Annotated in this window: 15 protein-coding genes; 13 read left to right on the forward strand and 2 right to left on the reverse strand. The window is 33.9% G+C overall.

Annotation, left to right across the window (positions count from 1 at the left end):
- The first annotated feature begins 788 nt into the window (after window positions 1–788).
- The 9 genes from QNH48_RS14980 to QNH48_RS15020 all read left to right on the forward strand — a co-directional run bounded on the left by QNH48_RS14980 (window position 789) and on the right by QNH48_RS15020 (window position 10,792).
- On the forward strand, window positions 789–1,751 hold the full coding sequence (locus QNH48_RS14980) for a tyrosine-type recombinase/integrase (protein ID WP_283955617.1): 963 nt from the start codon (window positions 789–791) through the stop codon (window positions 1,749–1,751).
- 96 nt (window positions 1,752–1,847) lie between these two features.
- Window positions 1,848–2,063, forward strand: a complete 216-nt coding sequence (locus QNH48_RS14985; RefSeq protein WP_283955618.1) for a hypothetical protein — start codon at window positions 1,848–1,850, stop codon at window positions 2,061–2,063.
- Window positions 2,064–2,169: 106 nt separating this feature from the next.
- The gene (locus QNH48_RS14990) at window positions 2,170–3,072 is read left to right on the forward strand and encodes an abortive infection family protein (protein ID WP_283955619.1); all 903 of its coding nucleotides are present in this window, start codon (window positions 2,170–2,172) and stop codon (window positions 3,070–3,072) included.
- Window positions 3,073–3,277: 205 nt separating this feature from the next.
- Window positions 3,278–3,547 (forward strand): hypothetical protein, encoded by a 270-nt coding sequence (locus QNH48_RS14995; protein ID WP_283955620.1) that lies wholly within the window; start codon window positions 3,278–3,280, stop codon window positions 3,545–3,547.
- 73 nt (window positions 3,548–3,620) lie between these two features.
- A complete protein-coding gene (locus tag QNH48_RS15000) occupies window positions 3,621–4,445 on the forward strand; it encodes an ATP-dependent DNA ligase (RefSeq protein ID WP_283955621.1) in 825 nt (274 codons plus the stop codon).
- Window positions 4,446–4,576: 131 nt separating this feature from the next.
- Window positions 4,577–6,301 carry an ATP-dependent nuclease gene (locus QNH48_RS15005; RefSeq protein WP_283955622.1) on the forward strand — a complete coding sequence of 575 codons (1,725 nt, stop codon included), beginning with the start codon at window positions 4,577–4,579 and terminating at the stop codon, window positions 6,299–6,301.
- 160 nt (window positions 6,302–6,461) lie between these two features.
- Window positions 6,462–8,270, forward strand: coding sequence for a site-specific DNA-methyltransferase (locus QNH48_RS15010; RefSeq protein ID WP_283955623.1), 1,809 nt, complete (start codon window positions 6,462–6,464; stop codon window positions 8,268–8,270).
- Between the two features lie 3 nt (window positions 8,271–8,273).
- Window positions 8,274–10,466 (forward strand): DEAD/DEAH box helicase, encoded by a 2,193-nt coding sequence (locus tag QNH48_RS15015; protein WP_283955624.1) that lies wholly within the window; start codon window positions 8,274–8,276, stop codon window positions 10,464–10,466.
- Between the two features lie 113 nt (window positions 10,467–10,579).
- Entirely contained in the window at window positions 10,580–10,792 is a 213-nt protein-coding gene (locus QNH48_RS15020) for a hypothetical protein (RefSeq protein ID WP_283955625.1), read from the forward strand.
- 87 nt (window positions 10,793–10,879) lie between these two features.
- On the opposite strand, the gene QNH48_RS15025 is transcribed toward QNH48_RS15020, so the two are convergent.
- A complete protein-coding gene (locus tag QNH48_RS15025; protein ID WP_283955626.1) occupies window positions 10,880–11,416 on the reverse strand; it encodes a hypothetical protein in 537 nt (178 codons plus the stop codon).
- A gap of 192 nt (window positions 11,417–11,608) precedes the next feature.
- Window positions 11,609–12,262: a hypothetical protein gene (locus QNH48_RS15030; RefSeq protein WP_283955627.1), complete on the reverse strand. Its 654-nt coding sequence runs from the start codon at window positions 12,260–12,262 to the stop codon at window positions 11,609–11,611.
- Between the two features lie 271 nt (window positions 12,263–12,533).
- Here QNH48_RS15030 and QNH48_RS15035 point away from each other — a divergent pair, with 271 nt between their 5' ends.
- The 4 genes from QNH48_RS15035 (at window position 12,534) to QNH48_RS15050 (ending at window position 15,139) form a co-directional block, all read left to right on the forward strand.
- Window positions 12,534–12,680 (forward strand): hypothetical protein, encoded by a 147-nt coding sequence (locus tag QNH48_RS15035; RefSeq protein WP_283955628.1) that lies wholly within the window; start codon window positions 12,534–12,536, stop codon window positions 12,678–12,680.
- Window positions 12,670–13,062 (forward strand): hypothetical protein, encoded by a 393-nt coding sequence (locus tag QNH48_RS15040; protein WP_283955629.1) that lies wholly within the window; start codon window positions 12,670–12,672, stop codon window positions 13,060–13,062. Before QNH48_RS15035 ends, QNH48_RS15040 begins: the two co-directional genes overlap by 11 nt.
- Before the next feature lie 455 nt (window positions 13,063–13,517).
- Entirely contained in the window at window positions 13,518–13,931 is a 414-nt protein-coding gene (locus tag QNH48_RS15045; RefSeq protein WP_283955630.1) for a phBC6A51 family helix-turn-helix protein, read from the forward strand.
- Between the two features lie 374 nt (window positions 13,932–14,305).
- Complete coding sequence (locus tag QNH48_RS15050) at window positions 14,306–15,139, forward strand: hypothetical protein (protein ID WP_283955631.1); 834 nt, start codon at window positions 14,306–14,308, stop codon at window positions 15,137–15,139.
- The last annotated feature ends 57 nt before the right edge of the window (window positions 15,140–15,196 follow it).

Consider the following 15,196-nt stretch of genomic DNA (forward strand, 5'->3'; position numbering starts at 1 on the left):
ATTTTTAGAATTAATATAAATAGGTAGGCAAGGGAGGGAGCGCATAGTATCCCTCATTCATGCAGATAAAAGTGCCAGGTACCTTCCAAATTTTGGACGGTACCTGGCACTTTTTTATGTAGGAGGAATGGGTAAATTGAACCATTTTAACGGTTTTTCTAAAATTTTTTCCAGCATTCATTAATGCTTTTGTTACACAAAAGTCCACCCTGAAGGATTTTGATGTGAAGTTGGGGGATGGTGGATAGCTACATATTACACGGTGAATTTATACAAATAACTAATGTAGAATGGCTTTTGACTACAAGAACAAACCTGTATAAGTCAAAGGAACTATGAACAATTGTATATATTTTCAAATTATTATGTTTATTGTATTATATTAATATAATAAAAATAAACAAAATAAAAGGAGCGATTTTTATGGATTCATATTTTAATTAATAGAAGAAAAAATGATTCGTGATTTAGACTTAATAGAGTTTACGAAAAAACTAACCTTGTGAACCGAATCATAAACCGTGCGAATGGACTAAAAAAACCGTCAGGGTTGAGCGAATAAACATTAATATATCAACATTTGGTTGGGGCTTAATGGGGTACTGGTGTCCTCCACGGTCTTCAAAGTCACTTTCAAAAAAATGACCTCAAAACGTTGATACATAAGGGTTTCAGTCGTCGAAACACACACAGTCTCCTTACCAAATCAAACGAGACTGTTACGAACTGTTTGACGAAACTGTTCATGTCCAGAACCTTCAAAATTACAATTTTGGAGGTTTTTTATTATGCAAACGATACGCAAAGGACGACGCAAACACTCACGAGATGAGACCGCAAGAACTAGAATGAGAGAACAATTCACTATGAGCGAACTGTTTGAAAAATTCATGTGGTCAAAAAGAGCTGAAGGTTTAGCTCCGAGAACTATTGAGGAATATGAGCTTCATTTCAGTTGGTTCTTCGACTGGTTGGACGGAGACCTCACCAGTGACGAAATGAGAACAGAGGTCTTTCTGGAATATATTCATTTCATGAAAGAGGAGAAAGGTCTTGCTCCGAACACGGTAAATATTCGTATTAGAACAATGAGAGCTTTTCTTCGTTGGTGTTATAAAGAGAACCATATAGTTGAACCAATACATGAGAAAATAAAACTAATGAAAACCGAACAAGATACAATTGAGAGCTTCACGACAACAGAGGTCAAAGCTATTTTCAACGCTTTCGACACGTCTACATTCGTTGGATTCCGTGACAAAGTTATGGTCACGGTTCTATTGGACACAATGGTCAGAATTGGAGAGCTATTGAACATGAAACGTTCTCTGGTTGATCTAAAGAAGGGAATTATTCAGCTTGAAGCTATGAACACGAAAACCAGAAAGGCTCGTGAGGTTCCTATTTCAAGTAAGACAGCAAAGCTCTTGAAGGAATACATGATTGAGTCAGAAGACTTTGGTGAGGAGATTCTGTTCGTTACATATGACGGAAGACCAATTGAAGGGAACACTTGGAGAACCAGATTGAAGGAAATTGGAGAACTAGCTGGAATAAAAGGAAAACGAGTTAGTCCTCACACGTTCCGTCACACTGGAGCATTGTTTTATATCATGAATGGAGGAGACCCGTTCTCTCTCCAGAAAATACTCGGTCACACAGACATGTCAATGACTCGGAGATATATTCAAATGACCAACATTGACGTGAGAAAACAACATAATGTTTTCAGTCCTCTAAGGAATATTTAATTGTCCTGATTGTGGACAAACATTGAGCGACTCCGAGACCTATGAAGCATATGGAAAATATATTGTGGTTGTTGCTACCAAGGGAAGTGAAGACATATGACCGTCTTACTGGTTATTCATTACATTGCTATTGAAGTTGATACGAAAATTATGAGAAAATGGGAAACTCCTCTTAGGGGAAAGAAACCTGAAGAAGTTGCTTTGAAGTGGTGGAAGGAAATAATAAGAGAATATCACATTGACCTTGAACTTGAAAAAGTAACTTCTGACGGAGAGGACATAACTGAATTAGTAAACGAATTGAGGAGCTAAGATTGAACTCCTCTTTTTTTTATTTTGAGCATTTTCATATTGCTAACAATGTCACTTAATTGAATAATAATGGTATAATTGTTGAAAAATGGCGAGGAGAATAACAGTGGGGATTACTGATATTTTTTCTAAAAGAAACAATGACAATCAAAAATCAATCTTTAAGTACGACGAGATACCTGAACCATTAAGAGTACAAATAGGTCACATTTGGGAAGACGCAATAGGTCGCTATGTAAATGGAGTAGGTTATTATAGAGACCACGCTTCAAACGAAACTTGGGACTACATCCATAAGACATTATGTAAAGAATACGGCTTATACAGTTTGAGTGAAGAGCAATGCTATTCAATTGACCATTGTTATAACTTTTTAAATGAAGAGGAGTCAGTCGAAAGAGTACTCGATATTATTGAACTTACTTTCAGAGTAATAGATACGGAAGTAAGGAAAGACCAGTGGAATTGGGCGAATAAAGGTATTACTCAACCACCAGACGAAGCAATTGAAGAACTGAATAAAAGGTTTCAAGAACACGGTATAGGTTATCAATATCTTAATGGAAAAATCGTCAGAGTTGATTCTGAATATATTTATCGAGAAGCTGTTGAACCGGCTGTAAGCCTAATGTTGGGAGAAGGTTTTGAAGGAGCTTCAGAGGAGTTTATGAACGCTCACGAACACTTCAAAAAGGGTAAGGATAAGGAAGCTATTGTAGAAGCTGGTAAGGCTTTTGAAAGTGTAATGAAGTCGATTTGTTCTAAAATGAATATAAAGCTAACTGGTAAAGAAACCGCAAACCCATTGATAAAGATTTTAATTAAAAACGAATTGATACCAGAGTATCTTGAGAACTCTTTAATGGGTCAACCAGTATTGAGAAATAAACATGCTCACGGTCAAGGAGAAAAAAGTGTTCCACTACCAAGATATACAGTCGCTTATGCCTTGCATTTATGTGCAACCAATATTGTATTACTTATTGAAGCATACAAGACTAAGAAATAAAATAGGTTAAACCAAAAAGCTGTCCTTCATTGGAGAGCTTTTTGTTATGCCTTGTGTAATTCGTTTCTCAAATTATTTTATCCTACAAATTTTGATAAAAAAACAAATTTTCTCTAGCTGTTCTCAAAATATTCACAACTAGAGGAGAAAACCAAAACGAAAATATTTTATGATTAACTTGTTGTTAAATTATGGAGGTGTTTTAATGTATAAAATGCAATTATGCAATGTTTACACACAAGAAATTCTTAGAGAGGAAGACTTTGATACTCCAGATGTAATCAATAATTTAATTCATTCGGCTAAAAAAAGCGATTTAGACGGTTTGGACGCATTTATTATTGACAGTAAGAAAAGAACCCTCAAAGCAGACTATGTAACTCACTCAATAGTTACAGAGGCAAATACCAAGGTATATAAAATCTTTTTCAAAACAAGTATTGCTAAAAAACAAGCAATCATTTCTTCAAAATAATTCTTCTTTTTACATTTAATTACCACAAAGCACAAGAAAGCTCTCATGGTACAATTATCATGAGGTGTTTTAAATGTTTATATCTCCTATGTTATTACACAAGTCCGAACGTCCTTTTGAGGACAATTCATATATAACAGAATTAAAGCTGGACGGTTTCAGAACGGTCTGGACAAAGTTTGACGATAAGGTCAGAATATACACTCGACATAATAACGAGATTACTTCCAAGTTCCCAGAGTTGGTCAATATTCCAGTCCCAAATGGAACCGTCCTTGACGGTGAAATTGTGGTCACAGATCATTTAGGGAGACCAGATTTTGAAGCAACAATGGAACGGTTCATGTCAAAGAAGTCTGGACATAGTATTTCTTTTAGTGTCTTTGACATTATCTGTTTCAACGGTGAAAAAATTACGAGTTTACCATTATTGGAGCGAAAAGAGATTCTTAGAAAAGTTATCACGGAGGACACTCCGTTGTTGAACAAAGTCCAATGGGTTGAAGGGAACGCTGAACAATATTTTGAGTTAATAAAGCAACACGACTTGGAGGGAATTGTTCAGAAAAGAGCAAATTCCACATACCAAATAAATAAACGCTCTCACGACTGGTTGAAAGTGATTAATTACAAGTATGAGGACGTTTATGTTTCTGGGTTGAGGAAAGACGAATTTGGGCTCCTCTTAAACTTTGAAAATGGGAATTATGCTGGACTCATGGAATTTGTGGCTCCACAAGGTCGAAAAGAGTTCTATAAACAGTATAGAGACTTTATTGTTGAGGAAAATGAGAAATTCGTTTATTTAGACCCAAAGTTGAAAGTAAAAGTGAAATATAGGAACCTTACGAAGAAGGGACTGTTGAGAATACCTTCTTTTGTGGAATGGGTAAGTTGAGGAGAGAGTGACTGGGAAAAAAGTCGCTCTTTTTTTATTATAAAATATCAATATTCTTATTTATTTAACAATTTATACTATTATTTGACAGTATATTACATTAAAATGAATTAAAGAGGAGAGTGGTTTTAGTGAAACTACAAAAAATACACATACATAATTATCGGTCTATTATAGACCAGAGTTTTGATTTAAACGATTATACTTTACTAGTAGGTGCAAATAACGCTGGTAAATCTACCGTAATTAACGCAATTCGGACTTTTTATGAAAAAGTTAAATATAACAAAAAAGCTGATTTTCCTAAACAAGGCTTTACTGATCAAGAATCTTGGATTGAAATTACATATGCTTTAACGGAGGAAGAATATGAGAGCCTTCCAGATAATTATAAGACTTCAAATAAAAGTCTTATTGTAAGGAAACTATTGGATTCAAAAGATACTACTAGAATGACGAAAGACCAGAGTAATTTATATGCTGTAATTGACGGTGAATTAGAAACGAATTTATTCTTTGGTGCGAAAAATATCAGTAATGCAAAATTAGGAGACGTAGTTTATATACCAGCAGTGAGTTCTGCTTCAGATAGTTTAAAAATGTCAGGACCTTCTCCCTTAAGAGACACAATAAATTTTCTATTCAAAGAAGTAGTTAATGACCACCCAAGCTATCAAGATTTAACCACGGCATTTAAAAACTTTAATGCATATGCGAATCAAAAAGACGGAGTATTTGATAATATTGTTAAACCATTTAATAATGATATAGAAGAATGGGGTATTTCGTTTAACCTAAAGATAAATCCTATATCCACTGACGAAATAACAAAAAGTTTAATCTCTTCACATTTTAGTGACGGTAACATAAGCAATCAAGAATTTAACATTGACCAATATGGACACGGTTTTCAACGTGCTGTAATCTTTAACTTAATAAAGCTTTCAGCAGGATTTAAAAAAGAAAAGAAAACAAAGAAAAAAGAGTTTAACCCCAAATTGACAATCTTGTTATTTGAAGAACCAGAAGCCTTTTTACACCCTACACAACAAGATCAGTTAGCATATAACTTAAGGGTATTATCTCAGGTAGTAGACTACCAGGTGATTTTAACAAGTCATTCCTCTCTTTTTATTGGAAAAGCAACTAATGAATTAAATCAAATTATTAATATTAAAAAAAGAGACGGAGTTTCTTATTTATATCAGCCTAGTAAAATGGAATTAGATAATTTCTTTAAATATAACGTTGATTTTAAGGCATTACTTGACGGCAGTTTAAGTGATGAATTGAATGAAGAACTAATTGCACAAGAGGAGAAATTCCGCTACCAACTTTGGTTAGACTCAGAACGTTCCTCAATGTTCTTTGCAAATCACGTTTTTATTACGGAAGGAGCAACCGAGAAAATATTGATTGAATATCTTCTCGATAATGATTGGGCAGACCTAAAAAGAGAAAAGATATATGTTCTGGACGCCATGGGTAAATTTAATATTCACAGATATATCAAGTTGCTTAGTCTTTTTGGAATTAAACATTCTGTCTTTATTGATTCTGACTCGGAGAAAAAAGGAAAAGGACTTGTATTACACCAAAAATTAAACAAACATATTTGTGATTGTATGACTTTTTATACTTCTTGCGAGCCACATTTATTTGAACCAGACCTTGAAAGTTTCTTAGGATTACCAGTGCCAAAAGATAGAGAACGGAAACCGTTAGAGATTTTAAAAGCAGTTACAAGTAATTCTATTGATATTAACAAACTAGGGGAATTCAAAAAAATCATAATAAATCAATTATATGGAAAACAACTTGAACAAGGTGCAGAAAAAGATACAGTTAGGATCTAGTTTAACAAAAGACTATGACCGTCAACCAAGACGGTCTTATTTTCTATTTAAAAATTGGGAGATAATGTTAAAAAATATGTCGGAAAACTACTAATGTTTATAGTAAAATAGAGGAAGAATGATAATTTAGTCGAGTATAGGAAGCGGTGTAACAAAAAGAATGAGTACAAATTTATCGAAACAACGAAGAGAAGAATTACTTGAGAAACTCAATCAAATTGAAACTTTTGTTGAGGAGAATTCAAAAGATGAAAATGTAAGACTACTATTAACCAATATTGCTGAGATTAGAAAGGATATAAATGGAAAGAAGTTTGGTCTTCTTTTTGAAGAACACGAAGAAAGTATTGATAATTTATTAGAAAAAAATACCACTATTATTACTGAAGAGAGAGAATTATTTATTAACAATGGTGGAGATATGAATTTTTTAATTGAAGGAGATAATCTTGCTTCTTTAGAATTATTAACTAAAACTCACCGAGAAAAGATTGATTTAATTTATATTGACCCTCCGTATAATACAGGAAATAAAGATTTTACTTATGACGACAAGCTTGTTGAAAAAGACGACGGTTTTAAACATAGTAAATGGATTTCATTCATGGAGAGAAGAATAAAGATTGCAAATCAGCTGTTAACTAATAAAGGGATTATGGTCATAAGTATTGGTTACCATGAGCTTAATTATTTAGTATTGCTTTGCGAAGAAATTTTTCTTAATAAACAAGTTGTAACTGTAACAGTTCAAACCTCTGGTGGAAAACCTTCTGGTGGATTTAATTATCTTCAAGAATATTTGGTTTTCATTACACCAAAGGATTTTGAACCTAATCCTGTAAAGTTTGCTGGGGGAATTGCCAGAAGTCCGTTTGAAGGTTTAACACTAAGTACATTTGATAAAACTCAAAGACCTAATCAAACTTATCCTATTTTCATAGATAAAAAAACTCACCAAATTGTAGGTACAGGCTTATCTTTACAAGAAAGAATTAATAACGGAAGTTATACTGGAGCATTATCAGATTTTCTTTTTGATTTCAATGAAGCACCGAACGGAACAGTTGCACTTTGGCCGATCAGTAGTAAAGGTGGCGAATGTGTTTGGCGTTTGATTGCCACTCGACTAATGGACGATTGGAATAAGGGATTTATAAAAGTAAGTAAAAATAGGTCAAAAAACCACCCAAACAAATACAGTGTTCAATACCTTCCAGAAGGAGTTATTAACAAAATAGAAGGTGGTTTGTTAGAAGTTATTGGTACTGAAGAAGGGTCTCCAACATTAGTCTTTGGAGAGAATAAAACGGTTGGTTCAGATATTCCTACAATCTGGACTGAGAAAGATTTTTACACCACTAAGGGAACTAATCTTCTAAAAGAGATTTTGGGACCAAAAAAATTCTCTTATCCAAAACCACTTGAATTTATAGTTGAAGTGTTAAGAGCCACTTCTAAGCCAGATAGCATAATTTTGGACTTCTTTGCTGGTTCTGGTACTACTGGGCAAGCTGTTATGGAATTAAATAAAGAAGATAGTGGACAACGAAAATTCATTCTTTGTACAAATAATCAAAACAATATTTGTCGTGAGGTCACATATGAACGCTTAAAGAGAGTGAATGACATTTATTCTTACAACATGAGTTTAAAGTATTTTAAGGTAGATTTTGTAGAAGTAGAAAATCGATTCTTTTATGAATACACTGACGAGTTACTTGAACATGTGCGTGAATTAGTTGAATTGGAAAACGCTATTGACTTTACTGCGAATAATGAAGTTGACATTATTTTGACTGACGAAGAACTAGAAGAATTCGTTCGAAATTTTGAAGAAAGAAAAGAATGTAAAATTATTTACCTCGGACATGACGTCCTTCCAAATTATGTACAGGAAACTCTTTTCAAAAAACACAAAATTAAGGTTAATATCATTCCAGATTATTATTATAGGGAGAAACGGGGATAAGATATGGGACTTGTGGATTTCCAGATTCAAGCAGTTGGGAAATTAAATGAAAGTATGGAAGATCAAAATAAAGAGATTATCTTTAAAAGCCCAACGGGTTCAGGTAAAACCATAATGCTCACTCACTTTATGAGTGACTTTGGAAAAGGACATTTTGGAAATGTTTTTGTTTGGTTGACCCCAGGAAAAGGTGAACTCGAAGAACAGAGTAAAAAGAAAATGGATAAATATATTCATAACAGTCAAACGAAGCTTTTACCAGATGTTATGGCGAATGGATTTGTGGAGAATGATTCCTGTTTTATTAACTGGGAGCAGATAATCCCGAAGGGTAATAATGCTATGAAAGAAAGTGAAAGGGCTAACTTTCAAGAGCATATTAGAAGAGCACAAGATAATGGACTTGAATTTACAATAATTGTGGACGAGTCACACCAAAATGATACAGTGAAATCCGACGATATTATATCTCTATTTAAACCGAAAAAAATGATACGAACTTCAGCTACTCCAAAAACTCATTCAAATGCCACACTTATTGAAGTAAAAGAAGAAGACGTAATAGCAGCAGGACTCATTAAAAAAATGCTTGTAATCAATGAGAACTTTGGTCACTCCGTTAATGTAGAGAGTCAGATTAGTTTCCTTCTCGATAAAGCATTGGATAAGCAAGAAGAATTGAAAGTAGCTTTTGAAAATGTAAAACCAAAATCAATTGTGAACCCTTTAATTGTAATACAACTTCCTAATAACAGCGAAGTTTTGCAAGACGAGGTTGAACGCTATTTGGCAACCAAGGACGTTACCTATGAAAATGGTTTATTAGCAGTTTGGTTGGATAAGAAGAAACAAAACCTTGAAGAAATTGAGGAACTTGACGCAAAGCCAATTGTAGTAATCATTAAACAGGCAATTGCAACAGGTTGGGATTGTCCAAGAGCACATATTCTCGTGAAAATGCGAGAAAACACAAGTGAAACATTCGAGATCCAAACAATAGGTCGTATAAGACGTATGCCAGAGTTAAAACATTATGAAACCGACCTTTTGGATTCTTGTTATCTATATACTTTTGACGAAAAATTTACTGAAGGTGTCAAATTACATTTAAGAAAAGGTGCTTTTGAAGCTGTAAAGTTATTCTTGAAACAAGAGCATAGGGAATTTTCACTTGTCAGTGAACAAAAAACGGAGGTTCCAGTAGCAAATGACGCAACTGAAGCACTTAAGTCAATGGTTCTTCATTATGAACAAGTATATGGTACTTCAACAAAAACAATAGAAAACAAGATCCGTCTTGAACATAATGGATATAAATTTTCCGATATGATTATAAAGAATACCTTTACTGGGGAAATACATAAATTGACTGTTCAGGAATTTAAAAACCTTGCCAATGTAAATATGACTGAACCACTTAATACTCACAAACACGGACGAGAGTATCACAATCGTGTTGGTGCTCTGGGTGTTAAGTTGAGCTTACCGTATGACCAAATGAACACGATAATTCGTCGCTTGTTTGATAAAAATGTACGCTATGACAAAAAGATCTTACGTTTAGATACAAGAGAAGTCTATGCCTTTGTAATTAATAATTTCAAGAAATTAAGAGAAGATATACAAAAAGCAATGGCGAGTGTTCTTATTCACCCAACACTTAATTTACCGAATGTTACAGAAAGACCATTTATTATACCAAAAGAGTTTTTATTTACTTACGACAAGAATAACAAGGTGCAAAAAGTGTTCGATAGTAATGTGTATAAGGGATATTTGTCTTCTGCTGAGGTTCGTTCGGATTCTGAGAAAACTTTTGAAAAATACTGTGAAACTTCGAGTAGTATTGATTGGATTTACAAAAATGGTGATAAAGGAAATGAATATTTTTCAATTGTATACCTCGACAATTTTGGAAAGCAAAAATCATTCTATCCAGACTATATTGTTTCAAAAGGAGGAAAAATTTGGATTATTGAAACCAAAGGTGGATTTACTAGAAGCGGAGATAGTGAAGATATTGATAAGTTTTCACCTAAAAAGTTTGAAGTGTTAAAAAGGTATTTGCATAAGCATAACTTAAAGGGTGGATTCGTAAGAAAAGATAAAAGCAACAATGAACTATTCATTTGTATGAATAACTACAATGACGATATTTCAAGTGACGAATGGCAATTGTTAGAAGACAATTTATAGACTAATAGAATAATAATGTTTGGGGGAGAGTCGATACTGACTCTCTTTTTTTGTGTCACTAACTCCTGCTTCTCTCGTTGTTCAAAGTGTAAAACGAATATGGGAGTGATTCAATGAGACCATTCCGAGTTGGAGACCGAGTCGTTGTCAATGTCGTTGACGGTTGCTGGAACTTGGTTGATAAGAGAGGAACTATTTTTTACATAGAAAACAAGTCCCTTTACGTTCAACATATTCCCTCAATCCAAGTGAAACTTGACGAACCATACGATGACTCTGGTCAAACAATGTTTCGAGTCAATGTAAAGGAGATCAGACATGTATAAGTGTTGAGTGGAAATGGTGGAATCAGTAAAAGATAAAAGGAGAGGAAAATGGAGCAACCACAAAGGGAATTGCTCCATTTTGCTTTATTAGTTTTGAATAAAATTAATGATTTCTACTAGATCACCAGCGGATGAACCAGAAAAATCGAGTTGGGTCTGTTTAGTGCATAAATCATTCAATATTTGTCTAAACGGGAATAGTTTAACACCTTCGGACTCAATATAAACAAGTTCCTTTGGTTCTTTTACATTCCCATGAACAAGTAAATAACGCCAGCTACAATTAGGGTTTAATTGTTCTCTTATTTGCTGTTTATTTTTAGCTTTATATTTATTAACTACCCATTGTTTGGCACAGGTTGCAATTTGTTGCTCGGTTCTCGATTTTGCACTACTTGCCTTGACTCCCAATTCCGCCGCAAGTTCATTAGTGAGTTTACAAATATAAGTTACTGGACGAATACCAACTTGAACTTCGCAATGTACACAATCCCACCCATATTCTCCAAGGTTTTTAATTGCCAGAATATCAATCTCGTTAATCTTGTCTTTTATTCCTCTTATCGTAAAGTAACCATTCCGATTAAACCATTCCTCTACCAATGTTTCAGCTTGAAGTGCCAAAAGATACCCTCTCCTTATTGTCATTAATAATTTATTTTAACTAATTATATAGAAAATTTTACTATTTTAATAGTAAGAGAAGTTTTAAAGAGGAACTTTTGAGGACTTACAAAAAGGGCTTGGTGTGAAACCAAGCCTTTACTGAACATATATATATATATATATATATATTGAGTAATTCAATTAGGAAGGTTAAGCGTCTCTAAATAAAAACCAATAATCATGTCCACATCTAAGCCATTCATCACCCCATTCTCCAAAACCTGAATTAAAATACCATATTCCCCACCATACAGAATTACTTGTTCCTGGCTCAAAAGCTTCTATAGCTAATGACCCTGTGTGTCTGCCTGAAGTGTTGTTGTTCCCACTTAAAAAAGGTTTTCCTCTTCCCGGACTTTGTGGACCCGTCAGAGTATCCGTTCTAAAAAGTTTACGGGCTGAAGCACAATTAGTAAACTTTCGCCATGTATCCGAATCTGTTCCAAATTGTCCATGTCTAATATAGACTATTATGTCGTAGTTACCTCGTCTCCCAATGTCTGCATTGTAGTCTGTTGTACAGAATGACTCTCCATGTTCTATTGAACGACAGTAACTAGCACCGCAACGGGACGCACATCTTGGATTCTTTGTAGCTCCACATCCATATAAGACAATCTTTGGGTTTCCAGGAGCGGAAACATCGGGCTCACCCTCAAAAGGAAAATAACGGTTCTCTACTAGATAATCATCCGATAAAATACTAAAGATGAATTGATCCTTTTCTTTTTCTGTTAAAGTAGAAATGAACTCAATTCTTTCTTTAGAAGCTTTATCGTCAATATTAAATGATTCCTCAATCATAAAAAAACCCCCTTATTAGCTACTATCTCAATCTATGGTTACTTTTTTATAATTCACTGATCGTCCAATTATATGTAGGGTATTTTAAATGATTAAGAATTCCAGAATTATACTTCAACTAAGCATTAGCTAATTTCTTTTTTATCAAGTTTTTATTTGCATTTTAAAACTAATTATTGGTTGTAAATTTAGAGTATTGTTCCCTTTATAAGTGTGAGAGTCATGTTTTTCTGACATGGCTCTTTTACTTTTAAAAGAGGAGGGAGATGAAATGGACGTGAATGTGATTATTGACAATTTAACTCAAAGAATTGCTTCACTGACGAAGGAAAACGCTTTTCTCGTTGCTCAACTGAAGGAATATGAGCAAAGACTGGAGCAGAACCAGACCAAAGGAGTTGAAGAAAATGTTGAATAACGAACGTGTTAAAGAACTTCTTGAATATCTGAATGTATTGAGTCAAGTTCAAGGTTCTGGTCATTATGTGAATGAGGAAATTAAAGAAGTCGTGAAGGAAATTCGGCTGGAGTTAGGTCTGGATAAAAGAAAGGTTGGCTTATTGAAGGAATCTCGACGTTTGGTCTTTGTCGCTAAATTTGGAGGAAAAGTGAGCTTTGTTCAACATATGTTGTTTGAAGCTGTATTTGGGCATTATGAACGAGCTGAAATAATACTAAAGTATTCACAGCTTAAGGAAATGAAGAAAGCAATGGAAGTTCTCAAGGGAATGAAAGTGAAGAAAGTAATTAGGATAAACGAGGAAGTTGAGACAGTTTCAGTCATTGTTGAACAGGGTTAACAAGTTATAACTTGTTTTATCTGTGTTCAATTAATCTCAAAAAGCTTGACGCTTTTCTCGATTAATAGTCTTCCTATTGAAGACATTAACAACCTAATTTATGAAAATTCAACAAAACTGTAACAATTTAAGGAGGTCACTTCGAATATGACCTTTTTGTTTCTTGGACTCCTTTTGAGTATTTCTTTTGTGAACTTGGTTCACTTCATTGTTAGACCCTATGTAAAATTCACTTATTTGAAATATGAACCGCTTTGTTTTCATTACCAGTATAAGATCAGAAAACGACTTGAAAAAGTAAGGGAAAAGTTCATGAAAAGTTGGGTAAAAGTACGGTGTTTTTATAGGTTCGTTGTCACTTTTCTGACACGAGCTTTTTTCTTGTAGTTTTACCCAGAAACCCTTATTTTTTAAGGTTTTTATTTTGAAGTAATGAAGAAAGGAGAGTGAAACGAATGTCAGAAATACTAAGGAAAAACTCGCTGACGGATACTCAGAAGCGGGTCGCTGAAACTTTTGCAACGAACGACATTCAAAAGAAAACAATTGCCCAGATTGCTGAAGAATATGGAGTCACAGAAAGAACCATTTACCGTTGGAAGAAAGACCCAGAGTTCATTGCTTACCAGAACTCTGTTGCAGAGAGAGCAATGGAAGACTTCCTCACTGAAGCATACTCCAAACTCAAGCAATTATTGAGGGAAGGAAAGTCAGAAAAGACCCAGCTGGAAGCAATTAAACTTGTCTTACAGAACAGAGGAAAGCTCAAGGACTCTCATGAACATACTCATGAAATTAAGCAACAGCAAACACTCCAAGACCTTGAGAGAGAAGTCATTGACATGGAGAACGAACTGTTAAATGACTGATTGAATGTAACAAAATATAGATTGTGTTACATTGGAAAAAGATTTAAAACGTTGATAGAACACGGTTCCCTCCAGTCTTCCAAGCTTCTCGGAAAAGGGACTCAAGCAAAAGAATGAAAAAGGTTTTGTTTCATTCGAATTTCGTGTAAAGAAAAACTTCTTGACAGGGGTACACAAGGGGGCTGGGGGTCTTTCTCTCCCTCTTCTGTGTCCTACAATTTACACACAAAATTTTTAAAAGTACTGAGTGACCTTTTATTAATTAATAATGAATGGTTTGTTATAAGGTCAGTTTTATTCAAACAGCACATAAATTTTTGAAAGAAGGAAAAACATTTTCACATAGAGAATAATATAAAATAAAACAGAATGATTTGGTTAAGCAAAATCTATATTTAATAGGAATGCCTAGTGGGGGAGAAAGAAATATGTGTGGGTTCTTAGTTGGTTTATTTATCCTTTACATGATTTTAAGCGTGGTTATCGGGATTGTTGTTCCTAATGGAGATATCGCCCCAATAATCTCAATGGTTATTATTGCAATTATATTGATAATAGGGCTTATACGTTTCTTTTCAGAAAGAAAGGACAATGTTGCAAATTATGGAGATCATGTTGTAACAACAAAAGGAAGACTTTTTCCCTATGGTAATACCTTTAATGGAACAATTGAAGTATTTAACAGTGGGTTTAAAGCTGAAGGTAAATTCCATTACTTTTCAGATATACTCGATATAACAGTTAATAGTTACAGAGGTTCCAGTACTGTTGTGCCATTTAGTAGAGAAATTGTGAATATGGAGATAAAATTCAAGAACGGAAGAGAAATAACATATAGAAAAAACGATAATCTAGAAGAGTATCAGCAAATAAGGAATGCATTTTTAAATTACGATCCGCATGAAAATAAAGGTTTGAATAGCAGTGTTCAATTTAACACGTTTAGAAAATCAAATACCAATCAATCTATAGAAATCTATAAAAATAGTTTTTCATTAAATGGTACTGTTTATTTTTTTTCTAATATCGAGTTTATGGAGGTTTCTAGTGGCGATAATGTGATAGCTCAACTAAAATTTATATATAAAAGTGGTACAGAAAGAGTCTTTAGGGATAGTTTGATTGGTAGACTGAGTGAATATCAAAAGGTTAAAAAAGCATTTGAAGAATATTCGGTCAAAGGAAAAAAAACAGTTAGACAAATATGAAATAAATAAATAGTCACTTTAAAATAGAAACCTCGTTGGGTAAGGTATATCAACTTT

The organism is Neobacillus sp. YX16, assembly GCF_030123505.1.
Lineage (GTDB): Bacteria > Bacillota > Bacilli > Bacillales > Cytobacillaceae > Neobacillus.

What these genes read in the sequence shown, in the direction of transcription:
- QNH48_RS14985 (WP_283955618.1), top strand. Translation starts at nt 1,848, where the DNA reads ATGACCGTCTTACTGGTTATTCATTACATTGCTATTGAAGTTGATACG.
- QNH48_RS15045 (WP_283955630.1), top strand. Translation starts at nt 13,518, where the DNA reads ATGTCAGAAATACTAAGGAAAAACTCGCTGACGGATACTCAGAAGCGG.
- QNH48_RS15035 (WP_283955628.1), top strand. Translation starts at nt 12,534, where the DNA reads ATGGACGTGAATGTGATTATTGACAATTTAACTCAAAGAATTGCTTCA.
- QNH48_RS15040 (WP_283955629.1), top strand. Translation starts at nt 12,670, where the DNA reads ATGTTGAATAACGAACGTGTTAAAGAACTTCTTGAATATCTGAATGTA.
- QNH48_RS14995 (WP_283955620.1), top strand. Translation starts at nt 3,278, where the DNA reads ATGTATAAAATGCAATTATGCAATGTTTACACACAAGAAATTCTTAGA.
- QNH48_RS15000 (WP_283955621.1), top strand. Translation starts at nt 3,621, where the DNA reads ATGTTTATATCTCCTATGTTATTACACAAGTCCGAACGTCCTTTTGAG.
- QNH48_RS15015 (WP_283955624.1), top strand. Translation starts at nt 8,274, where the DNA reads ATGGGACTTGTGGATTTCCAGATTCAAGCAGTTGGGAAATTAAATGAA.
- QNH48_RS15020 (WP_283955625.1), top strand. Translation starts at nt 10,580, where the DNA reads ATGAGACCATTCCGAGTTGGAGACCGAGTCGTTGTCAATGTCGTTGAC.
- QNH48_RS15030 (WP_283955627.1), bottom strand. Translation starts at nt 12,262, where the DNA reads ATGATTGAGGAATCATTTAATATTGACGATAAAGCTTCTAAAGAAAGA.
- QNH48_RS15010 (WP_283955623.1), top strand. Translation starts at nt 6,462, where the DNA reads ATGAGTACAAATTTATCGAAACAACGAAGAGAAGAATTACTTGAGAAA.
- QNH48_RS14980 (WP_283955617.1), top strand. Translation starts at nt 789, where the DNA reads ATGCAAACGATACGCAAAGGACGACGCAAACACTCACGAGATGAGACC.